17 protein-coding genes are annotated in these 22,414 nt (G+C 72.9%); 3 read left to right on the forward strand and 14 right to left on the reverse strand.

Annotation, left to right across the window (positions count from 1 at the left end; all coding sequences use genetic code 11):
• Window positions 1-14 precede the first annotated feature (14 nt).
• Both AC3WXD_RS23965 and AC3WXD_RS23970 read right to left on the reverse strand, forming a co-directional pair.
• Complete coding sequence (locus AC3WXD_RS23965) at window positions 15-1,247, reverse strand: formylglycine-generating enzyme family protein (protein ID WP_492324847.1); 1,233 nt, start codon at window positions 1,245-1,247, stop codon at window positions 15-17.
• 171 nt (window positions 1,248-1,418) lie between these two features.
• Window positions 1,419-2,033 (reverse strand): TetR/AcrR family transcriptional regulator, encoded by a 615-nt coding sequence (locus tag AC3WXD_RS23970; RefSeq protein ID WP_231401609.1) that lies wholly within the window; start codon window positions 2,031-2,033, stop codon window positions 1,419-1,421.
• Between the two features lie 137 nt (window positions 2,034-2,170).
• Between AC3WXD_RS23970 and AC3WXD_RS23975 the strand changes: the two genes are divergently transcribed.
• The 3 genes from AC3WXD_RS23975 (at window position 2,171) to AC3WXD_RS23985 (ending at window position 6,695) form a co-directional block, all read left to right on the forward strand.
• Window positions 2,171-4,144, forward strand: coding sequence for a cellulase family glycosylhydrolase (locus AC3WXD_RS23975; RefSeq protein WP_492324848.1), 1,974 nt, complete (start codon window positions 2,171-2,173; stop codon window positions 4,142-4,144).
• 74 nt (window positions 4,145-4,218) lie between these two features.
• Window positions 4,219-5,382, forward strand: coding sequence for a porin (locus AC3WXD_RS23980; RefSeq protein WP_492324849.1), 1,164 nt, complete (start codon window positions 4,219-4,221; stop codon window positions 5,380-5,382).
• Between the two features lie 59 nt (window positions 5,383-5,441).
• A complete protein-coding gene (locus AC3WXD_RS23985) occupies window positions 5,442-6,695 on the forward strand; it encodes an alpha/beta hydrolase fold domain-containing protein (RefSeq protein ID WP_492324850.1) in 1,254 nt (417 codons plus the stop codon).
• A 12-nt stretch (window positions 6,696-6,707) separates the two neighbouring features.
• Here the strand turns inward: AC3WXD_RS23985 and AC3WXD_RS23990 are convergent, their stop codons facing one another.
• The 12 genes from AC3WXD_RS23990 to AC3WXD_RS24045 all read right to left on the reverse strand — a co-directional run bounded on the left by AC3WXD_RS23990 (window position 6,708) and on the right by AC3WXD_RS24045 (window position 22,256).
• Complete coding sequence (locus AC3WXD_RS23990) at window positions 6,708-8,531, reverse strand: alpha/beta fold hydrolase (RefSeq protein WP_492324851.1); 1,824 nt, start codon at window positions 8,529-8,531, stop codon at window positions 6,708-6,710.
• A gap of 218 nt (window positions 8,532-8,749) precedes the next feature.
• Window positions 8,750-11,125, reverse strand: a complete 2,376-nt coding sequence (locus AC3WXD_RS23995) for a polysaccharide biosynthesis tyrosine autokinase (RefSeq protein WP_492324866.1) — start codon at window positions 11,123-11,125, stop codon at window positions 8,750-8,752.
• A gap of 82 nt (window positions 11,126-11,207) precedes the next feature.
• The gene (locus AC3WXD_RS24000) at window positions 11,208-11,930 is read right to left on the reverse strand and encodes a Crp/Fnr family transcriptional regulator (protein ID WP_020423794.1); all 723 of its coding nucleotides are present in this window, start codon (window positions 11,928-11,930) and stop codon (window positions 11,208-11,210) included.
• 269 nt (window positions 11,931-12,199) lie between these two features.
• Window positions 12,200-14,776, reverse strand: coding sequence for a glycosyl hydrolase 2 galactose-binding domain-containing protein (locus tag AC3WXD_RS24005; protein WP_492324852.1), 2,577 nt, complete (start codon window positions 14,774-14,776; stop codon window positions 12,200-12,202).
• Window positions 14,777-14,790: 14 nt separating this feature from the next.
• Window positions 14,791-15,783, reverse strand: coding sequence for a DUF1839 family protein (locus tag AC3WXD_RS24010; protein WP_029043676.1), 993 nt, complete (start codon window positions 15,781-15,783; stop codon window positions 14,791-14,793).
• Window positions 15,783-16,802 (reverse strand): amino acid--[acyl-carrier-protein] ligase, encoded by a 1,020-nt coding sequence (locus AC3WXD_RS24015; RefSeq protein WP_492324853.1) that lies wholly within the window; start codon window positions 16,800-16,802, stop codon window positions 15,783-15,785. Before AC3WXD_RS24015 ends, AC3WXD_RS24010 begins: the two co-directional genes overlap by 1 nt.
• 10 nt (window positions 16,803-16,812) lie before the next feature.
• Window positions 16,813-18,012: an acyl-CoA dehydrogenase family protein gene (locus tag AC3WXD_RS24020; RefSeq protein WP_492324854.1), complete on the reverse strand. Its 1,200-nt coding sequence runs from the start codon at window positions 18,010-18,012 to the stop codon at window positions 16,813-16,815.
• On the reverse strand, window positions 18,009-18,260 hold the full coding sequence (locus tag AC3WXD_RS24025) for an acyl carrier protein (protein ID WP_020203280.1): 252 nt from the start codon (window positions 18,258-18,260) through the stop codon (window positions 18,009-18,011). The genes AC3WXD_RS24020 and AC3WXD_RS24025 overlap by 4 nt, the downstream gene beginning before the upstream one ends.
• Window positions 18,261-18,433: 173 nt before the next feature.
• On the reverse strand, window positions 18,434-19,837 hold the full coding sequence (locus AC3WXD_RS24030) for an undecaprenyl-phosphate glucose phosphotransferase (protein ID WP_454732511.1): 1,404 nt from the start codon (window positions 19,835-19,837) through the stop codon (window positions 18,434-18,436).
• A gap of 155 nt (window positions 19,838-19,992) precedes the next feature.
• Window positions 19,993-20,661 carry a phosphatase PAP2 family protein gene (locus AC3WXD_RS24035; RefSeq protein ID WP_492324855.1) on the reverse strand — a complete coding sequence of 223 codons (669 nt, stop codon included), beginning with the start codon at window positions 20,659-20,661 and terminating at the stop codon, window positions 19,993-19,995.
• Between the two features lie 746 nt (window positions 20,662-21,407).
• Window positions 21,408-21,707: a hypothetical protein gene (locus AC3WXD_RS24040; protein ID WP_020203278.1), complete on the reverse strand. Its 300-nt coding sequence runs from the start codon at window positions 21,705-21,707 to the stop codon at window positions 21,408-21,410.
• Between the two features lie 99 nt (window positions 21,708-21,806).
• Window positions 21,807-22,256 carry a DNA-binding response regulator gene (locus AC3WXD_RS24045; RefSeq protein WP_492324856.1) on the reverse strand — a complete coding sequence of 150 codons (450 nt, stop codon included), beginning with the start codon at window positions 22,254-22,256 and terminating at the stop codon, window positions 21,807-21,809.
• Between the last annotated feature and the right edge of the window lie 158 nt (window positions 22,257-22,414).

Raw genomic sequence — 22,414 nt, forward strand, 5'->3', positions numbered from 1 at the left:
CGCCGGCGCGCGCTTCAGCCGCCGGCGGCGGCCTGTTGTGCAACCTGTGGTGCGGACTGTGGCGCGGCTTGCGGTGCTGGTTGTTGCGCGGCCCGCTGCGCCTGCCACGCGGCCTCGTCCAGCGCCAGCCGGAAGCCCAGGTGCGACATGCTGCTGTCCGGGTCGGTCCCCTGCCGCGCGCTCGGGCGGTAGCTCAGGCAATAGTCCTGGCTGCAGAGGAACGAGCCGCCGCGCATCACGCGCTTCGGCGCGCGCGCGGGCACGCCGGCGGCATCCCAGCTATGGTCCGGGCCGCGCGGGTCGGCCTCGACACGGCCCGCGCGCGCCACGCGCCGGAACTGGTCGGCGCGATACCAGTCGGCCACCCATTGCCAGGCATTGCCGGTCATGTCGTAGAGCCCGTAGCCGTTGGCCGGGAACGTGCCCGCCGCGCTGGTGCCGGCCGCGCCGCCGGCCCTGGGGCTGACCACCGGGAACGGCTGGGGCTGCCGGCCCTGCCAGACGTTGGCCATCTGCCGGCCGCCCGGCGCGAACTGGTCGCCCCAGGCGTAGGTGGCCTGCTCCAGCCCGCCGCGCGCGGCGAACTCCCATTCGGCCTCGGTCGGCAGGCGCTTGCCGGCCCAGCGCGCATAGGCCTGCGCGTCCTGCCAGGACACCTGCACCACGGGATGGTCGTCCTTGCCCGCGATGGCGCTGCCGGGCCCGCCCGGGTGCCGCCAGTCGGCGCCGGCGACGAAGCGCCACCAGCGCGAATAATCGTGCAGCGGCACCGGCCGCTCGGTGCCGACGAAAACCAGCCCGCCGGGCACCAGCGCGCCGTCCGGCGGGCGCGGCGTGCCCGCCGGCAACTGGGCCTTGAGCGCGTCCCAGCCGGGCGCCTTCTCCGCGCTGGTGACGTAGCCGGTGGCCGCCACGAACGCGCGGAACTCGGCGTTGGTCACGTGATGCACGTCCATCCAGAATCCGCTGACGCGCGTCTCGTGCGCGGGGCGCTCGTTGGCCTGCGCGAATTCGTGGTCGCTGCCCATCATGAACCGGCCGCCGGGAATCCACGCCATGCCGCGCGGGCCGTGGAGACCGTCGCCGACGATGGCTTGCGCGGCGGCCGGGCCGCCCGGCGCGGCGCGCGTGCCGGCGAGCGACGCGACGCCGCCGCCGGCGATGCCGATGGCGGCGGCCACCACCGCGAGCGCGGTGAGCGCGGCAATCGGGACTACCGGACGAAAACGCGAGGATCGTGCGGGCATGTGGCATTTCCGGTCATGGCGCCGGCGCCATGCCGGCATGAGCGGACCGCGGCGGCACGGGGCCGGCCGCGGCTGCGGTCGCGGCGGCGCCACGGCGCCGTCGATAATTTACTATCACATCAGTAAATATCATGGACAACCGGGACAAACCCTGAACGGCGCGCCCGCCGCCTAGGGCGTGATGGCTTCGACGAACAGGCGGCGCAGCTCCGCGAGCTGGTGGTCGATGCGGACCACGTCATGGCCGAGCGAGCGGCCGATGGTGACGCCGCGCAGCACCGCGACGCTGAGGTCGCGCAGCATCTCCAGGCGCGGCGCGTTGGGCAGGCCGCCGATGGCCTCGCGCCAGGCGCCGTCGAACGCGGCCTCGCGCTGCGCGATGGCCGGCAGCACCTCGGCCTGGAAGCCCGGGTCGCGGCGCGCCGCGAGCAGCAGCTCGAGCAGCGCGATCTGGTTGACCGACGAGGCGTGGTTGCCGGCGGAGTCGAGCAAGGCCAGCAGGCGCTCGCGCGGCGCCAGGAACGGCGGCGCCGCGGCGGCGAAGCGCGCCGCCATCTCGTCGTAGATGGCGTCGATCACGGCCGCCATCAGCGCGTGTTTACTCTCGAAATGGTAAATCAGGGCCGCGCGCGTCAGGCCGACGCGATCGGCGATTTCCGAAATCGTGGTGCCGGCGTAGCCGAGCTCGGCCAGGCACGCGATCGCGGCGTTCAGGATCCCGGCCTTGGTCTGCGCGGACATCTCGGCGTTGGACGTGCTGTGCTCGCGCGTTCTCCTGGGCTTCACTGATGGCTCCGATTTCGGATTTGGGGGCAATTGCCGCGTGCCATTGTAAACCCCATGTGTACTTTTCGCGCAAACAAACTAACCTACTGGAAAGTTAATAACTTGCGACCTCCGACATGGGAACGACAGGGAACGACATGACACTGACACGCCTGCATACCGAAGCCGAACGATTCATCGATGTCCAGGGCCGGCAGATCCTGCTGCGCGGCGTGAACCTCGGCGGCGACAGCAAGGTCCCCTATCCGCGCGGCGGCACCCAGTACCCGACCGACTTCGCGGACCACCGCGAGGTCTCGTTCGTCGGCCGCCCGTTTCCGCTGGCGGAGGCGGACGCGCACCTCGCGCGCATCCGCGGCTGGGGCTTCAACTGCCTGCGGCTGCTCGCCACCTGGGAGGCCATCGAGCATGCCGGCCCCGGACAATACGACCACGCTTACCTGGACTACTTCGCGGCAATCTGCCGCAAGGCGGGCGAGCATGGCCTGTACGTGTTCGTCGACCTCCACCAGGATGCGTGGTCGCGCATGAGCGGCGGCGACGGCGCGCCGGGCTGGACGCTCGAGGCGGTCGGGCTCGACTGCCGCGCGTTCGATGCCGCGGACGCGGCGCACGTCATGCAGCACCGCTTCGACTTCGCCGACGCCAGCCCGCTCCAGCCCGGCTATGCGCGCATGAGCTGGCCGCTCAACTACCGGCTGGCGGCCAACGGCATCATGTGGACGCTGTTCTGGGCCGGCCGCCGGCTGACGCCGGACTTCCGCATCGCGGGACGCAACGTGCAGGACTATCTGCTGGAGCATTTCCTCGGCGCGGCCGAGCAGATCGCGCTGCGCGTGCGCGACCTGCCGCACGTGATCGGCTTCGACATGCTCAACGAGCCGGGGCTGGGCTGGCTCGGGCAGGCGCTCTCGACCGACCGCGGCCTGCCGCTGCCCGGGCCCGTCGTCACGCCGCTCGCGGCGCTGGCGACCGCGCGCGGCATCCCGACCGAGGTCGCGCTGAATCCGTCGAATCCGCTGGACCCGTCGAGCGCCGCCGCGCCGCGCGCCACCCGCGTGCTCAACGCGGCCGCCCGCCCGATCTGGCGCGACGGCGCGGCCTGCCCGTTCGAGCGCGCGGGCATCTACCGGCTCGACGACGGCATCGCCGTGCCGCTCGACGAACACGCCTTCGACCGCGTCGACGGCCGCGGGCTGGACATCGCCGAGGACGTGTTCGCGCCGTTCTTCACCCAGGCCGCGGCGCGCATCCGCGCCCACCGCGCCGACTGGCTGCTGATGGCGCAGATGGATCCGATCGGCATGCTCACCGGGCGCGACTATCCCGCGCGCATGCCGGCGCAGTCGGTCAACACCTGCCACTGGTACGACCTGGCGCTGGTGATGGCCAGAACCTTCGACCCCGGCGCCAGCGTCGACCTGCTGACCGGCGAGCGCGCCGAAGGGCCGGCGGCGCTGCGCGAGCGGCACGTGCGGCAACTGGCCGCGCTCAGGGACGCCGCGCGCCGCTTTCCCGGCGGCGGCGCGCCCACGCTGATCGGCGAATTCGGCATTCCCTACGATCTCGACGACGGCCTGGCCTACACGCAGTGGGCCGCCGGCAGGCGCGACGCCTTCGCGCCGCACACGGTGGCGCTCGAGCTGATGTACGAGGCGCTGGACCGGCTGCTGCTCAGCGCCACGCAGTGGAACTACACGGCGGGCAACCGCAACGACCCGCGCATCGGCGACCAGTGGAACCAGGAAGACCTCTCGATCTTCTCGGCCGACCAGATCGACCCGGCCGACCCGGCCTGCGACGGCGGCCGCGCGGTGGCCGGCTTCGCGCGGCCCTATGCGTGCGCGGTGCAGGGGCGCCTGGGCGCGATGTCCTTCGAGCGCGGCGCGGGCCTGTTCGTCGTCGAGTACGAGGCCGACGCGGCGGTGCCGGCGCCGACCGAGCTGGTGCTGCCGCGCGCGCAGTTTCCGCACGGCGCGGAGATCACCGCCAGCGGCCCGGTGCGGCACAGCGAGGAAGACCGGCGCGGCGGGCGGGCCCGCATCTGGGCCGCCGCGGACGGCGCCGTGCGCGTCACGTGCCGCCGCCGCGCCGCGCCGCGCGGCGCATGACCGGCGCGCGGCGCGCCAGCCGCGGCGGCCGGCGATCCATGTCGCCAACAACTGGAAAAAAGGAGTGGACAAGGATGAAGCAGCCCCAAGCATGCAAGCACTTGCGCAACGCCATCTTGACCGGCGGCACCGCGCTGATCGCCGGATCGGCGCAGGCGCAGTCGCAGTCGAACCTGATCCTCTATGGCGTGATGGACGCCGGCATCGAATACCTGAGCCACTTTTCCGACAAGGTCCCCACGGCCGCCAACGGCTACGCCACCGGCGCCGGCCACAACACGGTGCGCATGAGCTCCGGCAACCTGGCCGGCTCGCGCTTCGGCATGCGCGGCGAGGAAGACCTCGGCGGCGGCCTCAAGGCCCTGTTCGTGCTGGAAAGCGGCTTCACCGCCGACGACGGCAGGCTGGCCTTCAACGGCCGCCTGTTCGGGCGCCAGGCCCTGGTCGGCCTCGGCGGCCACGGCGCGTGGCGCGTGACCTTCGGCCGCCAGAGCACCTCCATCTACGACGGCTTCGCCAACTTCGCGCCGGCCGCGTACACGAAATACGAGCCGGCCGGCGCGCTCGGGGGCTACAGTTCGCGCTCGGACAACATGGCCAAGTTCGCCGCCCAGGTCGGCCCGCTGATCGCGCTGGCGCACTGGTCCTTCGGCAACGGCATCTTCTCGTCGGGCGAGGTGCCGGGCCAGTTCCGCCGCGACACCGGCTACGGCACGGCGCTCAACTACGCGCTCGGCCGCTACGGCGTCGCCGTCGCCTACGACCAGTACAACCCGACCCTGACCGCGGCCGGCGACAGCGGCACCTTCCGGCGCGCCGGCGTCGCGGGCAACTACGTCAACGGCGCGCTCACGCTGCAGGGCGGCGTGCGCTGGGGCCTGGACAAGAACGGCGCGGGCGCCACGCTGATGCGCGACAACATGTACTGGATCGGCGCCAACTATCTCGCCACGCCGGCGCTGAACCTGATGCTGGCGTATTACTACGACGACATCAAGCTCGCCAACGCCAGCCTCAACCGGCTGCCCGCCACCAACGCGAAGAACCCCTGGCAGATGCTGTTCATCGCCGACTACAGCCTGTCCAGGCGCACCAACGTCTACGTGCTCGGCGCCTACGCGAAGCACGCCGGCATCGGCCTGGACACCGCCGCGGGCGGCTTCGTCAACGGCTACTATCTCGCCAGCGGCAAGGACAGCATGTTCGCCGCCACGCTCGGCATCCGGACCAAGTTCTGAGCCGTGCCGGCCATGCCGGGGTACCGGCTGGCGGCACGCGACATCGCGGAGACAAAACGATGCACAAGACCGCAAGCCTGGGGACGCGCCGCGCCCGGACGTGGCCCTGGACCCTGCTGGCCTGCGCCCTGGTGGCGATCACGGCGCCGCTGACGCTCTGCCTGCTCATCCCGTGGCACTGGGGCGGGCCGGGCAGGACCGGGGCAGTGCTGTCCTACCTGGTGCCGATGCTCGCGCTCTCGTTCCCGCTGCACCTGCTGCTGGTCACGGCCGCGGCGGTGGTGTCGTGGTACGCGGCGCTGCGCGCCGGCGCCAGGCTGGCCGCGGCGCTGTCCGCGGTGGTGGCCATCCTGACCGCGGCGATGGGCCTGGTCCCGGCCATCGCCACGTGGCAGCAGGCGCGCGCGCTCGGGGTGCCGCTGTCGCTGCGCGACTATCTCGCCAATGCGCGCCACGTCAACAAGGGCCCGGCGCAGCCGGCGCGCAGCGTGGTCTACGGCACCGCCGCCGACGGCACCCGGCTGGTGCTGGACGTGTGGCGCAGCGGCCGGCCCGGCGACGGCCCGCTGCGCCCGGCCATCGTGCAGGTGCACGGCGGCGGCTGGGTGCGCGGCAACCGCAGCATGACGCCGGACTGGAACCGCTGGCTGAACGGGCTCGGCTACGAGGTGTTCGACGTGGAATACCGCATGCCGCCGAATGCGCGCTGGCAGGACGAGGTCGGCGACGTCAAGTGCGCGCTGGGCTGGGTCGCCGCGCATGCGGCCGACTACCACGTCGACCCCGCGCGCATCAGCATCATGGGCAGCTCCGCCGGCGGCAACCTCGCCGCGCTGGCCGCCTACAGCGCGGGCGACGCGCGCCTGCCGCCGTCGTGCGCGGCGCGGCCGGTCGCGGTCAGGAGCGTGGTCAACCTGTTCGGCCCGGCCGACCTGGCGCGGCTGCACGATGCGCCGGCCACGCCGCCGCACATACGGGCCGCCCTGCGGGCGTATGCCGGCGGCACGCCCGCGGCGCAGCCGCAGCGCTACCGCCTGCTGTCGCCGCTGAGCCACGTCGGCGCGCAAACCCCGCCCACCATCACGCTCATCGGCCTGAGCGACCGCGTGATCGCGTCCGAGCAGGCCGGGCTGCTGGACGACGCGCTGGCCCGCCACGGCGTGCCGCACGAAACCTGCCTGCTGCGCGCCACCGACCACGCCTTCGCCCATCACTGGGGCGGCTTTGCCACGCAGATCGCACGCGCCAGGATCGCGGCCTTCCTCGAGCGCTACGCGGGCGCGGCGGCGCCGGCTGCCGGCGACAACCACTGAACCGCGCCGGGCTCAGGCGCCCGCGCTGCCCGCCACGGCGTCGGCCAGCTCCACGCGCTCGCCGCTGCCGGCCGCCTCGCCGCGCGCGGCCTGCTGCTCCATGTAGCGCACCAGGTAGGCGCACAGCGCCGCGCGGCTTTCCTCGAGGAACAGCGAATGGTCGAACTTCGGCAGGGTCCGCACGCGGATGTGCGCGAGCCCCTGCAGCGCCTCCAGGTTGCCGCCGAAACGGTCCCTGGCTTCTTCCAGGCCGAGGTCGCTCATGCCGAACAGGAAGTCGGTCTGCACGCCGCGCCGGTCCAGCTCGCGCATGGCGGCGCGCGCGAAGCCGGTCACGGTGGTGGTGTCCTCGCCGCGGCGCCAGCGCGCCAGCGCGGACGCGGCGCGCTGGCCCAGGCGGCGCGCGCCGCGCCGCACGAAGCCGTGGAGGATCGGCACCACCCTGACCTCGCCGCGCAGCAGCCGCTGCCAGTTCTCGACGCGGCGCACCGCGGCGGCGTAGCCGCGCATGGACTGCACGCGCTCGCTGGCGGCGGCCGTGTCGGCCTCGTCCCAGCGGAACTTGGCGAGGTTGGCCAGCACCACGCCGGACACGTTGGGGTTGCGCAGGGCCACGTGCAGGCTGATGTAGGCGCCCGAGCATACGCCCGAGACCACCACGCGGCGCAGGCCCTGCGCGCGCAGCCAGTCCACCGCGGCGCTGGCGTCCTCGCAGGCGCAGGGGTCGTATACGGCGGGGATGCTCATCTGGCGCGCCGGCGCGGGGCTGTCGCCGAGCGCCGACAGGTCCAGGCGCAGCGCGGTCACGCCGTGGCGCGCCAGCTCGCGCGACAGCATGACGAACAGCCGCCCGTCGCCGACGTGGTGGTTGCCGCCGGTGTTCGGGAACACGATGGCCACGCCGTTGGGCGCGCGCCGCGCCGGCTGGCACAGGATGCCGAACTGGCGGCCGTGGTCCAGCCAGACCCGCTGCTCGCGCACGCCGTCGACCTCCCACTCCAGCGCCGGGCGCGGCTCCTGCGCCGCCGGCGCGGCGCGCGCGGCGGCCCTGGGCACCGGGCCGAGCCACGCCAGCACGGCCTGCCAGGCGGCCTCCGGCACGCGAGCGTACTCGGCCGCCTGCATCATGCCGGCGTACTCGGGAAAGCCGTCCAGCGTGACCTCGGCGCCCGACGCGCGGTAAAGCGTACCCATTTCTGCGACCGGCGACGCGGTGCCCGGCCAGGCGTCGAGCAGCAGCACGCGCGGCGCCGGGCAGCCCTTGCGGCGCGCCAGGCGCAGGCCTTCGAGCGCGGCCACGGTGTCGGCCTGGAAGCGGTAGGCGAGCACGTCGAGCGCGCCGTCGGCGGGCGGCGCCTGCGCGATGTCGGGGATCACGTTGTTGAGCCAGCCGGTATGCAGCGCGCGCAGTTCGCGCAGGTAGTTGCGCCCGTTTACCACCGGCGCCAGCAGCACCAGCCCGGCCACCACGGCGGGGTCGCGCGCGGCCAGCGCCTCGGCCGCGAGCACCGCCAGCGCCGCGCCCAGGCGCAGGCCGCACAGCACCACGCGTTCCACGCCACCCTGCTCGCGCAGGGTGCCGACCGCGGCCAGGATGCCGTGCACGCACCACGCGATGTGCTCTTGCTCGGCGCCGCTGCCGGCGGCGTCGCCGGTGCCGGGATAGTCGAAGCGCAGCGCCGGCACCCCGGCCGCGGCGAGGTCGTCGGCCAGGTGCCGGAACGCGCGGTGGGACCACATCGCCTCGTGGCCGTGCGGGTTGCACAGCACCACGCCCGTGCTGCCCGCGGCTTCATGCAGCCAGCCGGCGCATCCTTCGAACAAGACCGGTTTCATCACCTCTCCCAATGAAAAACGGGGCTTGGGCCCCTGGCATCTTGCGCACGCAGAAACGGGTACGCTTTGTTGTTGCGCGCGTGCCGGCGGCGGCGCCGAAGCCCGCTGCCGGCGCGCATGCGGGGCCGGAAAGCACCGCGTTTGCGCCCCACTCGCGGCCTGCCCGCGGGCACGCAGAAACGGGTACGCTGCCGGCCGCCGCGCCATGCCGCGGGCCGTCAGGCCGCCGGCATGGAGCCATGCTGGTCCGCGCCCGGAGCGGGCGCGGCGCGCGCCTCCAGCGCCAGCGCTTCGGGCCGCGCGGGCGGCAGCGGCAGGCCCAGGTACGGGTTCATCGCGGCGAAGTCCGCGCGGTTGCTGCGCCGGCGCGTGACGCCGTTGAGCATGCCGCCGGCCAGGCGGGCCTCGGCGCGCGCCAGGCGCTTGAGCGCTTCGTCGACCTGGCTGGCCGGCGTGACGTCGGCGCGCACCACCAGCAGCGTGGCGCCGGCGAGGTTGGCCACCAGCGTGCCGTCGGCCACCGCCAGCACCGGCGGCGTGTCGATGATGACGAGGTCGAAGCGCGCCTTGCAGATGCGCAGCGTCTCGGCCAGCGCGGGCATCATCAGCAGCTCGGACGGGTTGGGCGGCGTGGCGCCGGCGGTGATCAGCGACAGGCCGGACACCACCGTGGGCCGCACCACCGTGGCGGGATCGGCGCGCCCCGCCAGCAGGTCGGCCAGCCCCGGCTCGGGCGCCTGGTCGAACCAGTGCGCGACCCTGCCGCGGCGCAGGTCGGCGTCGATGAGCAGCACGCGCTGGCCGGCCTCGGCGAACAGCACCGCGAGGTTGACCGCGGCGAAGGTCTTGCCCGCGCCGGGCGCGGGGCTCGTCACCGCGAGCACGCAGTCGGGCGCGTTGCGCACGGCGAAATGCAGCGCCGCGCGCACGCTGCGCAGGCCTTCCACCGCGACCGAATGCGGCGAGCGGCGCGCCAGCAGGAAGCGGTCGTGCAGGCCGCAGCGCAGCAGCCGGTCGCCCTCGCTGGAGGCGAACTCGCCGGGCTCGGCCAGCGCGGTGCCGGGCGCCGGGGCGTAGAGCCGCGGGCCGGGCGCGCCGGCGAACCCCATCATCATGCCCAGGCGGCGATGCACCTCGGCCTGCTGCTCGAGCTCGGCCTGCTCGCTGCTGAAGGCGATCTCGCCGAGCATGGGCATGCCGAGCCGCGCCTCGGCGTCGGCCGCGTCGGCCACCGAGGGCTTGAGGCGCTGGCGCGCGGCCACGCCGATCAGGCCCAGGCACAGGCCGAGCAGCGCGCCGCCGCCGGCCAGCGGCAGCGGACCCGGGCCGTCCGGGCGCGCCGGCGGCAGCGCCGGGTCGACGATGCGCATGGTGCTGGAGCGGTCGGACTGCGCCAGCGAGAGCTGCTGCTCGCGGTTGCGCAGCGTCATGTACATGTCCTCGGCGACCTTGACGTCGCGCGTGAGCGCCACCGATTCGCGCTCGGTCTCGGACAGGTTCTGCATGCGCGAATCCATGTCGCGCCGCACCTTGCCCAGTTCCTGGATCTGCGTGTCGACGGTGCGCACTTCGTTGCTGTCGGTGGTGAAGCGCTGCAGCAGGCGGGTGCGCTCCAGGCGCAGCGCGGCGATCTGGCGCTGGTAGTCCATGCTGCCGTTGAGGTAGGACTGCGCCTCCTGCGTGGGCGCCATCGTGCCGCTGCGCGCGCGGTAGCGCGTGAGCGCCGCTTCCGCGCGCTCGAGCTCGCGCTGCACGCGCGGCAGCTCGCTGGTGACGAAGGCCAGGCTGCCGGCGGCGTCGTCGCGGCGCTGGCTGGTCTGGCTGTCGATGTAGGACTGCGCCACGCCGTTGACCAGCGCGGCGGCGAGCTTGCGGTCCGGGTAGCGCCACGCGATGCGCACGGTGCCGGCGTCGCGCGTGTGCTCGTCCACCACCAGCTCGCCGGTGATGGCGTCGATCACCGACAGCGGATCGCGCCGCATCAGTTCGAAGCGCGTGCCGGGCCGCGCGTCGAGCTGCCCGACCTGCAGCTCCACGTCGTTGCCCGCGGCGGGCTCGCCGACCGCGCCGTCGAGCAGCATGGCCTCGCCCGCGTAGAGCCGGTAGCGGCCTTCGGGCTGGGCCACCAGCGTGAGCGGCACGTTGAGCAGGCGCTCGGGCACCGACAGGCTGTCCACCCGCGCGCGCTCGCCGCCCCAGGCGTAACCGAGGCCCTCGGGCCACGGCGCGAGCACGCGGCCGGGCTCGGCCAGGCGCTCGGCGAGCGCCCCCAGCAGCGGCGCGCGCACCGGCGCGGCCGACACGTCCAGGCGCAGGCGCTCCACCACCGGCCCGACCACCGCGCGGCTGGTCAGCATGCCGGCATCGAACTGAGCCGCGGACACATTGCCCTGCGCGGCATTGCGCGGCGCCATCTGCACCAGCGCCTCGACCCGGTAGCGCGGCGGCGTGGACAGCGCCACCAGCGCGCCGGCCACCCCGCCGGCAACCGCGAGCCCGACGATCCAGCCGAGGTGGTCGAGCAGCGCGCGCCGCCCGCGCGCGCGCGGCTGCGCCGGCGCATTCGCAGCCGGCGTCGCGCCGGCAAAGAACAACCTGTTCACGGCATTCTCCCTGGGCGGCCGACCCGTCGGCCACGCTCGCCCCATTGCCCGTCGGCCATCGGCCGCGCCGGCTTCAGACGGTTGCCAGCGCCGGCAGCAGTCGATCGAATTCGCGCTTGACGAGCTTGTAGCACTCGCACGAATGCGCTTCCAGGCCATGCCGGTCGAGCACGGTGATGTGCCCGCGGCTGTGCTGGATCAGGCCAAGGTCCTCGAGCTTGCCGGCGGCCTCGGTCACGCCCTCGCGGCGCACGCCGAGCATGTTGGCGATGACCTGCTGCGTGATGACCAGCTCGTTGGAAGCCATGCGGTCGAGCGCCAGCAGCAGCCAGCGGCACAGTTGCTTGTTGAGCGAGTGGTGGCGGTTGCACACCGCGGTCTGCGCGATCTGCGTGAGCACGGCCTGCACGTACAGCAGCGTGACGCGCTGGATCGCCGGCGAATGCAGGAACTCCTGCTTGAGCGTGGCCGCGGACAGGCGGTAGGCGAAGCCCGGCGTGCGCACTTCCACGCGGCACGGCATGGTGTCGCCGCCGGTGAGCACCGGAATGCCGACCAGCCCCTCCTTGCCGATGGCGGCGATCTCCACCGTGGCGCCGTCTTCCAGCAGCGACAGCATCGAGACGATGGCCGTGGTGGGGAAGTAGACGTGATGGATGCGCTGGCCGGAGTCGGTCAGCAGTTGCCCGGCGCGCATGCGCACCAGCTCGAGATGCGCCGACAACAGCTCCCAATCCTTGCGCGGCAAGGCACCCAGCACATGATTGACGTGCAGATCCGAACGCTGACTGATCATTTCCCTCTCCCCGTGACCAGCCGCACGAACACTTAACACCGGAGCCGGTCCGCGCACTTCGCGGGACCCGCGCCGGCCGCCTATTCCGTGACCCTGGCTCGTGCGGCATCTGTGTCTTCATTAAGGGCTATATGTGGGCCTGCCAACAGTAGCCGCACGGTTGAAACCCGGTCATCCTTCGGTAGGTTTGAGAGCAATTGCCGGGGCAGGGCCAATGCCGCGCGGACGCCGCCCCGGCGCGGCGGGCAGTATGGTGCGAGCGCGGCGCATCAGGCGCCCGGCGCACTGTAGGCAAGCGCGCGTCTCGCATTGAGCGCATGGATCTCCCCCATCGGGATGAACGCGGCGCCGGGCGGGCCCGCACCGCGCACTCCGCCATCGGGGCCGGCCTCGGGCAGCAGCCGCACGCGCCGGCGGCTGCCGGGCGCGAGGTGGAACCAGTCCTGCTCGGCGCGCATGGTGGCATCCTCGATGTGGACCCAGCGCGCGAAGCGCCGCGCCGATATCGTGAGCCACCAGTCGCCGTGCTCGCGCGTCACCGCCACCGCCAGCTCGGGCGGCTCGAGCGCGGCCGCGCTGCGGTCGGGCAGGTAGCAGGCCTGGCTCAGCAAGGCGCCGTCGGCGGGATCGAACAGCGCGGCGCGCACCACGTCGTGCTGGCGCGGGCCGAAGCGGTAGGCATAGGTGAAATCGAAGAACGCGCCGGCCAGCTCGGCGCCGCTCACGCGCCGCGTGGCGCGCGGCGCCAGGCACAGCTCGCGCGTGACGTCGAGCAGCGCGGTCTCGCCGTCGCGCCAGCATTGCAGTTGCAGGCGCACCGCGCGCGGCGCGGCGCTCTCGTTGATGAGGTGCAGGTGGATGCCGTTGAGGCCTTCGTCGGTGAGCAGCACCTGCAGCGGCTGCCACACCTGGCGCAGCGCGTGCCACGCGGACTTGGGCCGCGCCAGCGCGTCGACGATGCCCCAGCCCGCGCCCGGCAGCAGGTCCTGCAACTGCCACACCAGCGCGCCGGCGCAGGTGGAGCCGGCGCGGCGCCATTCGCTGAACACGTCGGTCATGACCTCGGCCACCACCGCGCGCGACAGTTGCAGGTAGCGCGCGCTGTCTTCGTAGCGCAGGCGCGGCGGGTCCACCTTGAACAGCTCGCGCAGGTAAAAGTCGCGCACGTCCTCGAAATCCCAGCCGCTGCCCGCGTCGCGCGGCACGCGCGCCTTCCAGCGCGGGTCGTGCGCGGGCGGCACCGGCAGCGCCTCGGCCAGCGTGCGCGCGCACGGCACGTTGGCGAAGGCCAGGCATTCGGAGGTGAAGCGCACGCTGGCGCGGCGCGCGTCGTCGAGCGGGCGCTGGTAGGCGCCCACGCCGTAGTAGTGCGTCACGCCGCTGTCGGGCTGGAACGGCCACGCGCCGCCGCTGGGCGAATTGCGCACGTAGACCGCCTCGGGATGCCAGCGCGCCAGGCAGGCCGGGATGATCTCGTCGAACAGCGGCTGGCGCCATGCCGCGGCGGCAACGCCCATCATGGCGGCCTGCTGCTCGACCTCGCTGCCGCCGCACAGTACCGCCACGCTCGGGTGGTGGCGGTGCGCGGCCAGCCATTCGCCGACCTCGCGCGCGGCCTGCGCCATCAGCGGGCGCGCCGCTTCGGCATCGGCCGAATAGTCGAAGTTGGCGAACATGAAGTCCTGCCAGACCAGCAGGCCGAGCGCGTCGCACGCATCGAAGAAGGCCTCGCCCTGGTAGCAGGTGACGCCGCTCACGCGCACCATGTTCATGCCGGCGCCGTGCGCCAGCGCGAGCCATTTTTCCACGGCCGCGGGCGCATCGGCGTGGCCGGTCAGATCGTGGCTGGTCCAGCAGGCGCCGCGGCAGAAGATGCGCTCGCCGTTCACGCGCAGCGCGAAGCCTTCGTCGCCCTGCGGTGTCTCGCGCTCGGCTTCGATGCGGCGAAAGCCGACCTGCGCGCAGTCGATGCGCAGTTCTCCCAGCCGCAGTTGCACGGCGTAGCGTTCGGGCGTGCCATGCGTGTGCGGCCACCACAGGCGCGGCGCGGGGATAGCGAGCTCGCCTTCGTAGGCGATGCCGCCCGGGCCTGCGTCCACCGCGGCCAGCGGCGCCTCGCGCCCGTCCGCGCACAGCATCGGCAGCACGCCCGGCGGCAGCGGCGCCACGTCGCGCAGGCACAGGCGGATCGTGCCGCGCGCGAGATCGGCGTCGAGCGCGGCGTGCAGGTCGTAGCGCGCGGTCAGCAGCGGACTGGCGGCGTCGAGCGGCAGCAGGTCGACGCCGCGCCACGGGCCCACGGCATGGACCGGCGGGCACCAGCCCGGCATGTGGCCCAGCAGCGTGGTGCGCACCAGCCGCAGCGAGGGCGGCGTGACCAGGCGCGGCTTCCACCGCGCCGGCCCGCGCTGGCCGCGCAGCCAGCGGTGCAGCGCGCGGAAGCACAGGTACAGCACGTGGCTGCCGTCGAGATGCAGCTCGGCCTCGTGCGCGGTGAACATGTTGTGCGCGTCGAGCACGCGCGTCTCGTCGAGCCAGACCTCGGCGATGGTGGCCAGGCCATGCAGGCGCAGGCGATGCGCGCCGCTGCCGGACAGCGGCACGCGATACCAGTAGTCGTGGTCGTGCAGCGCGCGCGGCGCGGCGGCCTGCCACCGGCCCGCGGCCTGCAGCGCCTGCGCCACGGTGCCGGGCACGCTGGCCGGCAGCCACGGCGCGTGGCTGGCCAGCGCGGCCGGCGAGGCGGCGGCGCCGGCGGGCGTCTCCAGCAGGGTCCAGCCGTGCGCGAGCGGCTGCCGGCAGGCGGGCCGCCCGGGGACCGGCGCGAGTGCGAGCGGCGCGTGCATGGCCGGCGGGCGCGTCAGTATTCGGCTTCGCCCACGTAGCCGGCCAGCGCGGGCACCGCCGCCTCGTAGGAGGCTTCGAGCTGGTCCAGGCAGTCCAGGCAGCGGTCCACGCGGCGGCTGATGACGGAGCGCACCAGGCGGAACTGCATCACCATCGCCTCGGAGGCCATCTTCTGGCACGCGCCGGCGATGCTGTCCGGCATCGGCTGGCCGTGCTGGGCCAGCCAGCGCAGGTACTGCCCGAGCAGCTCGAAGTTGGCGCCGAGCTGGCGCAGCACGCAGAACGCATAGGGATGGAAGACCTGCTCGCCGCCGGCCATCAGCGCTTCCTGGTGCGCCGGGAACGCGGTGCGGAACGCGGCGATGGGGTTCTGGCGCGGGCGCCGCGCGAGGTGCCTGCGCAGCAGCGCGAGCGCGGCGCGCACCAGCATCGCCCCTTCCAGCGCCGGGAAGCGGCGGCGCACCACCTCGGCGTAGGGAAACAGCAGGTTCACGTCGCCGGCCAGGCCCGGCAGGCGGCGGAACAGGCCGTCGTAGTCCTCGCCGCTGGCTACGTGGTAGCCCTCGTTGTGGTAGTAGCCGACCGACTGCGCGTCCGGCACCATCACGTCGATGCCGATGGTGGTCTTGCTGTGCTCGCGGCGGTAGGTGGTGGCGCGGTTGTCGGGCAGGTAGAAGCTGTCCACCTCGAGCAGCACCACGTGGCCGCGGCAGGTCTGCGCGGCCACGCGCGCCTCCATCGACTCGTACAGCGAGAGTTCCTGCACCACCACGCCGTACAGGCGCTCGAGGTCGTCGTGCGGGTATTTGAAGAAGGTGAACTGGTCGCCCTCGAAATCCTGCGCCACGGTGAAGCCGAGCGCCGCCACCGGATCGAGCGCCCAGCCGTGCAGCAGCTCGATCCACAGGTCGACATAGCAGTTGGTCTGCGGCCAGACCGGATTGCCGCTGTGCAGGGCGTGCGACACGTGGGCGACGCGCTCCAGGGTACGGGGGGCGACGAGCATCACAGCCCTCCCAGCATGGCGCGCACGCCGCGGGGCCACTGCGAGAGGTCGAAGCCGTGGTGGCGCAGCAGCGCCAGCGTCAGGCGCTCGATGCCGAAGCCGACGCAGCCGGTGTGGGCCGGCTCGCCGTCGGCGGTGCGCAGCTCCCACACCTGGCCGAAGTGGTCCATGTGGTAGTTGAAGCTCATGCAGGCGGTGGGCGGCGCGCCCTCGTTGATGGGGACCAGCAGCTCGAACTTGAGCTTCAGCTCGCGCTGGCTGTCGGCCACGATCTTGCCGCCGCGGCCGAAGAACGGGTCGTTGGCGACGTCGACCTCGTGCGGCAGCTCGAGCAGGCCGGCGAGCTGCTGGCCGCGCTCCATCCACAGCTGGCGGAACGCGATGATCTGCTCCGCGTTGCCCAGGCGCACGTACTCGCGCTGGCGGAACATCTGCATGCGGGCCGGGTCGATCGACGGCTCGTGGCGGAAGCAGTACGACAGCACGTCCACCACCAGCCCCTGCGGCGGCATCGGCCCGCGCCGCGCCACCGCCGGGTAGATCGGATAGCAGGCCGCGGGCGTGAGCACCACGCGCGTGGGGCGCTGTTCGTCGGCCCATTCCTCGCCGTCCTCGAGCCGCGCCAGCAGGCGGTGGTGGTCGCGGTCGCTGCCGCAGAAGCTGTGCACGGTGCCGGCCAGCTGCGGGAAGCTCTTGAGATAGCCGCTGGCCTCGAAGTCCTTGCGCGACATGGCCGGCGGGAAGCGCATCACTTCCGCGCGCTGGTCCGTGCCGAGCGCGCTGACGGCCACGTTGAGACCGTCGGCAATCGCCTCGAACACCGCGCTGCGGCCGTACACGCCGTCGACGCCGCTGGGGATCAGCAGGCCGGCCGCGATCAGCGCCTGCTGGTAGCGCCGCTGGCCGGCCTGCGGGTCGCCGTAGGGCGTTGCCGCGGCGGCATCCCCGGCGGGTTCGGCGAGTCCGGCGGACGTGGCGGGCGCGGCGCCGGCATTGTCCACGCTAACGTTGGCATCCATGTGGTGCTCCTCAGCTCGAACGCTCGGCCAGCAGCAGGCTGGCGGTGTTGGTCAGGATCCGGTCGTTGTTGATCATCAGCGGCGCCGACCAGAGATCGCGCAGATGGCGCCCGAGGCTGTAGGGCGTGCCGTGCTTGTAGCCGGCCATGCCGCAGATCATCATGGCCTGCTGCACCGCCTCGATGGCCAGCGCGGAGACGCTGGTCTTGAGCCCGTTCATCTCGGCGGCGAGCGAGAACAGCGCGGACACCGACAGCCCGGCGTGGCGCTGGCGCTGGTGGGCCAGCGCGAGTTCGAGCCGGCCTTCCATCATCTGCACCATCGCCACCGCGTCGGCCACGCGCGTGGCCGACGGCGGCAGCGAGCCGGGACGCGCGCGCGCCTGGCCCTGGAAGAAGGCCTTGGCGCGCTGCACGGCGTCGCCGGCGATGCCGGTCCACAGCGACGCCCAGAGAATGTGCGAGACCGGCGTCATGGTGCCGTCGGCGATCTCGCCGAACGCCACCGGCAGGATCTGCTCGCAGGCGCCGCGCGCCTCCAGGCGAAAGCCGTTGCTGCAGGTGCCGCGCATGCCCAGGGTGTCCCAGGTGCTGAGGCTTTCCAGCGTGAAGTCGGGCTTGAGCAGGCACACCATGACCTGGTCGGAGGGCGAGGCGTCGGCATGGCGGCGCGCGGTGGCCAGGATCGCGTCGGCGTGCGCGCCGTAGGAGATCGTCGGCGCCATCTTGAGCAGGTGGAAGCGGCCGTTGTCGACGTTGACCGCGCAGCCGCTGTTGCGCAGCGCGCCGCCGATGGCCTCTTCCGAGGTGGCCGAGGCCAGCAGCAACTGCTCGCCGGCGATGCGCCCGAGCAGCTGCTCGTGCCAGGGGCTGCCGCCGCCGTGCTCGATCAGGCAGGCGACCTGGATCTGGTGCATCGCGTAGATCATGCCGGCCGACGCGCAGCCCGCGGCGAGCACGCGGCAGATCGCCGCGATGGTGTCGAGCGAGGCGCCCGCGCCGCCGTGCGCGGCCGGCACCATCGCGCCGAGCAGGCCATGCTGGCGCAGCACCGCGAAGGCCTCGTGCGGGAAGGCGGCGTCGCGGTCGACGCGGTCGGCGTGCAGCGCGGCCTCGGCGGCGGCCAGGGCCGCCGCCGCCATCAGCCCGGCGGTGCCGGCATGGACCGCGGCCGGGCGCGCCAGCTCCACGCTGGCCAGCGGGGGGCTCATGCTGCCTCCTGCTGCTGCCTGAGCTGCTCGGCCGCGGCGGCCAGCGAATTCACGCTGCGAAAGAGCTGGCGGGTCAGCATCGCATCCGGGATCTCGATGTTGAACGCATTCTCGATGGCCAGCATCACGTGCACGGTGGCCAGCGACGACAGGCCGGCTTCGTAGAGATCGGCCTGGTCGTCGAGCGCCTCGACCGATACGTCGAGCCGCGCCACCTCGGCGAGGATTTGTCGAATGGTTGCCTTCATCTCTGTTACTCCTCGGTGAGGATGATCGGGTTTCATCATTGGGCCGCAGCCGCCATCGGGCTTCGGTGCGCTGGCCCACCAACTTCGCGCCGCCGCGGCGGCGGCATGTCGCCGGACGGCGAACGCGAGCACCCGGCGCGCGCGGTGCTTGCCGGGCGGGTGCCCGGCGGTGCTCAGTAGGCGGCCTTGCCGGTCCAGCCGTGCAGGGCGGTGCGCAGGATGATGTGCAGGTCCAGGCGGAACGACCAGTTGCGGATGTAGAAGATGTCGAACTCGATGCGCCGGCGCATCTTGTCCACGGTGTCGGTCTGGCCGCGCAGGCCGTTGATCTGCGCCCAGCCGGTAATGCCGGGCTTGACGCGGTGGCGCAGCATGTAGCGGTCGATCACTTCCTTGTAGATCTCGTTGTGCTCGATGGCGTGCGGGCGCGGGCCCACCACCGACATCTCGCCGCGCAGCACGTTGAAGAACTGCGGCAGTTCGTCGAGGCTGGTGCGGCGCAGGAAGGCGCCCACGCGCGTGATGCGCGCGTCGCCGCGCACGGCCTGGGTCACGCCGTGCTCCCGGTGCTGCACCATCGTGCGGAACTTGTAGACGTGGAACGGCTTGCCGTCCATGCCGAGGCGCGCCTGCCGGAACAGCACCGGCCCCGGCGACGACAGCTTGACCGCCGCGGCGATCGCCAGCAGCAGCGGCGACAGCCCGGCCAGCGCGGCCAGCGCGAAGGCGCGGTCGAAGCTGGCCTTGAGCAGGCCGGTGATGCCCGACTGCGGCGGGCTGTTGAGGTCGATCACCGGCAGGCCGAGGAAGTCGCTGAAGCGGTGGCCGAGCAGCTCGACCGACATGATGTCGGGCACCCAGCGGATGTCCACCAGGTCGTTGCGGAAATGGGAGACCACGTCGTACAGGTCGCGGCACGCGGCCATCGGCAGCGTCAGCCAGATTTCGCGCACGCCGTTGTTGCGCACGAAGGCGCAGACCTGCTCGAGCGACTCCAGCCGCGTCACGCCGGCGGGCACCGGCTGCATGCCTTCGTCGTAGATGCCGGCGACGTTGTAGCCGGCGCCGCGGTTGCTGCCCACGCGCTGGTACATCTCGTGGCCGAGCGAGCCGTAGCCGAGGATCACCACGCGCTTGGCGTTGATGCCGAGCTCGCGCACGCTGCCGAGCATGCCGTAGAGCGCCACGCGCGAGGCCAGCAGCATGGCCGCCACGCTCAGCAGCCAGCTCATCGACCACAGCCGCGACAGCGCGGCCGACTGGTGCATCAGGTAGGCGGCGATCAGCCCGAGCATGCAGACCGCGCCCCACGCGGCCAGCGTGCGCAGCGCCAGCGCCATGCGGCTGCGGCCGCGCCAGGAGTTGTACAGGCCGCAGGCCGGGAACACCAGCAGCGTGCTCACCGAGCACAGCACGGTGATGAAGCCGTGCACCGGGGCGGCGCTGCGCAGGCCGTGCGGGAACAGCAGCTCGCCCACGGCCACGCCGCACGCGGCGACGATGGCGGCATCGGCAAAGCGGTAGAGCATCTGCAGCGCAGCCTGGCGCTCGCCCACGAAGGCGCGGATCGCGGACATGATTTGCCTCCATCCGGCAGGCCGGACCAGTGATGCAGATCATGGTTGCGCCGCGCGGGCCCGGCGGTCTGTTTGCTGGCACACACAGGGGCGCCGTGGCATCCCCTTCGCGCGCTCCGCCCTCTCCCGCCCTGCCGCCCTGCCGCCCTAAGCGCTCAGCGCGCGGCCTGGGCCGGCGGCGCGCAGGCGAACACCGCGGCGCCCTCGTGCCGGGCCGCCCATTCGCGCCACTGGCCGCGCTGGAACGGCTTGTCGCGCCCGGCCAGGCGCGTGGCCAGGATCTCCAGCCAGCGGTGCGTGGGCGCGGCCACGCCGGCGACCGGCACGCCCAGCATCACGGCCATCAGGATCACCGCCGCCAGCGCGGGCGCCGAGCGGCGCGGGCGCGCGCTCCAGGCGATGAAGGACAAGCTCGCGGCAAAGCCGAGCGCGAGCCCGCTGATGACTTCGGAATCGGAATGCGCCTGCAGCTTCAGGCGGGAGACGCCCACCAGCAGCGCCAGCAGGATGCCGGCGCCGGACGCGGCCAGCGCCAGGCGCGGATGGCGCGCGGGCACCACCAGGTACAGCATCACCGGCAGCACCGAGGCGGCCATCGTGCTGTGCCCGGAAAAGCCCGTGAAGTTGAGCGCCTCGCAGCCGATGCCCCAGCCCATGAAGGCCAGCTTCGACGCCAGCACCAGCGCCGCGGCGGAGCCGAACGACAGCAGCCAGCGGCGCGCGCCGGCGTAGGCGCCCGCATACAGCAGCCAGATGGCGATCAGCACCGCGCAGGGCAGCAGCAGGGAGGTTTCGCCGAAGCGCGAGATGAAATGCCAGTGCATCGGGATGGCCGTGGTGAGGTTTGGTTTCGGTACGCGGGCAAAGTATCACAGTTGCCTTTCATGGTTGCTACGGGTGCTACGGGTGCCACGATTGCCGCGGCCGCCTCCCGCGATCCGCGCCGTGCCGGTCAGGCCGCCGCCCTGCGCCCGGCGGCGCCCGTTTTACCTCGCGCCGCGCTCGTCCGGGCTTGATCCCGCCTTGTCTCAACCCAGCCGGAAGCATGAAGCGGCCAGGGTGGCGCGGCCCGCGCCGCCGCGCGCAGCACGGCGCGGCGGCGCATGCGCCGGGCCGGCGGGTTTCGCCGGCGCGCGCCGGCACCGGGCGGCGAATGCTGCTTCTGGCCGATACAGTTGCCGGCATGCTTTGTCTATCGTCGGAGAGTGGCCTGTCCGAGCGGAATCGGGCAGGCCGCTTGGAGTCCGCATGGTCCCCCGGTCGGCGGACTCTTTTTTTTGCGCGGCGCCAGGCCGATCCCGCCGGCGGCGGCCTTCGCCCGCGCCAGAAAAAGAACAGGCCACGGCGTGCCGTATCTGCCGGACGGCTCGACCGTGGCCATCAAGTTCCGGCGCAGCTTGCGCTGCGGCCGAACCGCGCGTGCGCGCAAGCCTGCCTGGCCTGCGCACCGGATCGCTCCGGTCCCCCGAGCACGCGCTCGTCGTCGCCCTCCCGTTATCCCGCCATGTCGGCCGCGACTGCCGCGACTGCCGCGGTGGCGCGCGCGTCGTGCCGGCAGCCGCCCGGCGGCTCAGCCGGCCGCCGGCTCGCGCGGTTGCTCGCCGGCCACCACCACACAGTATTCATGGCGCGCGAGCAACCCGTCGCGCACCGCCGCCACCCGGCGGCGCGCTTCCTGCTCGCCGGCGAAGGTGGCCGCGGCAATCGCCGCGGCCTCGCAGGCGTAGCGCCGGCCGTGCAGCTCGCCGCGGTACAGCAGCGGCCCGTCGCGCCCGGTGGTCAGCCTGATCTCATAGCAGCACGCCCATTTGCCCCGGCCTTCGGGCACGGCGAAGCCGCGCACGACCAGGATGTCCAGCCCGTTTTCCATACGACCCCCTCTGCAACGCGCGCCGGCCGGATCGACATTGGCTGTCCCGGCTTCGTTATCCGCGCGCTTTCAGCATAGGAGGCCGTGCCAGCCGGCGCCTCATCCCCTTGCCGTAGACCCACCTGAACCGATGGGGGAAGACAGCGGCATAACGAAGCCCCGGCGCGGGAAACACTGGCCGCCGGCGCGCACCAGCGCCACCGCGGCGCGTGTCTGCTCGGGCGAGGCCGGCACGGCCAGGCAGCCGCTGGCGCCGAGATAGGCCGCGTGGCCGGTGAAGACGGGGTCGACGGTTTCGCTCATGACCAGCCAGCGCCGCGGCGCCAGCCGCGTGCTCAGCGCATGCAGCAACCGGAAGGGATCGGCGTCGGTGCCGCTGCAGTCGAGCAGCGCGAAATCGATGGGACCGCGCGGCAGGTCCGCGGGCGCGGCCTCGAGCAGCCATTCGGGCGTCTGCGACAGGACCGGGGCGAGCGCCGACAATTCGCGCAGCTGACGCAGCACTCCCCGGCGCAGCATCATGTTGTGGGCAAGCAGGAGCGTTGTCATCGGGAGAGGTGACAGCGGGTTGGGAGGGTCGCGCGCCGGCACGGCGCCGGCCGCGCGCAGAGACTTCAGTTGGGAACCAGCGTAGCAAGCGCGACCGGGCGCCGCCTCATGCTTTCGGATGAGGCGGCGTACCGCAGAGGATGGAGAGGCGCCGGCGG

The sequence above is a fragment of the Cupriavidus sp. FW216-B1 genome, assembly GCF_058789195.1.

Excerpts from the sequence above, each read along its gene's own strand:
- AC3WXD_RS23965 (WP_492324847.1), bottom strand. The coding sequence starts at position 1,247 with ATGCCCGCACGATCCTCGCGTTTTCGTCCGGTAGTCCCGATTGCCGCG.
- AC3WXD_RS23975 (WP_492324848.1), top strand. The coding sequence starts at position 2,171 with ATGACACTGACACGCCTGCATACCGAAGCCGAACGATTCATCGATGTC.
- AC3WXD_RS23980 (WP_492324849.1), top strand. The coding sequence starts at position 4,219 with ATGAAGCAGCCCCAAGCATGCAAGCACTTGCGCAACGCCATCTTGACC.
- AC3WXD_RS23985 (WP_492324850.1), top strand. The coding sequence starts at position 5,442 with ATGCACAAGACCGCAAGCCTGGGGACGCGCCGCGCCCGGACGTGGCCC.
- AC3WXD_RS23990 (WP_492324851.1), bottom strand. The coding sequence starts at position 8,531 with ATGAAACCGGTCTTGTTCGAAGGATGCGCCGGCTGGCTGCATGAAGCC.
- AC3WXD_RS24000 (WP_020423794.1), bottom strand. The coding sequence starts at position 11,930 with ATGATCAGTCAGCGTTCGGATCTGCACGTCAATCATGTGCTGGGTGCC.
- AC3WXD_RS24005 (WP_492324852.1), bottom strand. The coding sequence starts at position 14,776 with ATGCACGCGCCGCTCGCACTCGCGCCGGTCCCCGGGCGGCCCGCCTGC.
- AC3WXD_RS24010 (WP_029043676.1), bottom strand. The coding sequence starts at position 15,783 with ATGCTCGTCGCCCCCCGTACCCTGGAGCGCGTCGCCCACGTGTCGCAC.
- AC3WXD_RS24015 (WP_492324853.1), bottom strand. The coding sequence starts at position 16,802 with ATGGATGCCAACGTTAGCGTGGACAATGCCGGCGCCGCGCCCGCCACG.
- AC3WXD_RS24020 (WP_492324854.1), bottom strand. The coding sequence starts at position 18,012 with ATGAGCCCCCCGCTGGCCAGCGTGGAGCTGGCGCGCCCGGCCGCGGTC.
- AC3WXD_RS24025 (WP_020203280.1), bottom strand. The coding sequence starts at position 18,260 with ATGAAGGCAACCATTCGACAAATCCTCGCCGAGGTGGCGCGGCTCGAC.
- AC3WXD_RS24030 (WP_454732511.1), bottom strand. The coding sequence starts at position 19,837 with ATGTCCGCGATCCGCGCCTTCGTGGGCGAGCGCCAGGCTGCGCTGCAG.
- AC3WXD_RS24035 (WP_492324855.1), bottom strand. The coding sequence starts at position 20,661 with ATGCACTGGCATTTCATCTCGCGCTTCGGCGAAACCTCCCTGCTGCTG.
- AC3WXD_RS24040 (WP_020203278.1), bottom strand. The coding sequence starts at position 21,707 with ATGGAAAACGGGCTGGACATCCTGGTCGTGCGCGGCTTCGCCGTGCCC.
- AC3WXD_RS24045 (WP_492324856.1), bottom strand. The coding sequence starts at position 22,256 with ATGACAACGCTCCTGCTTGCCCACAACATGATGCTGCGCCGGGGAGTG.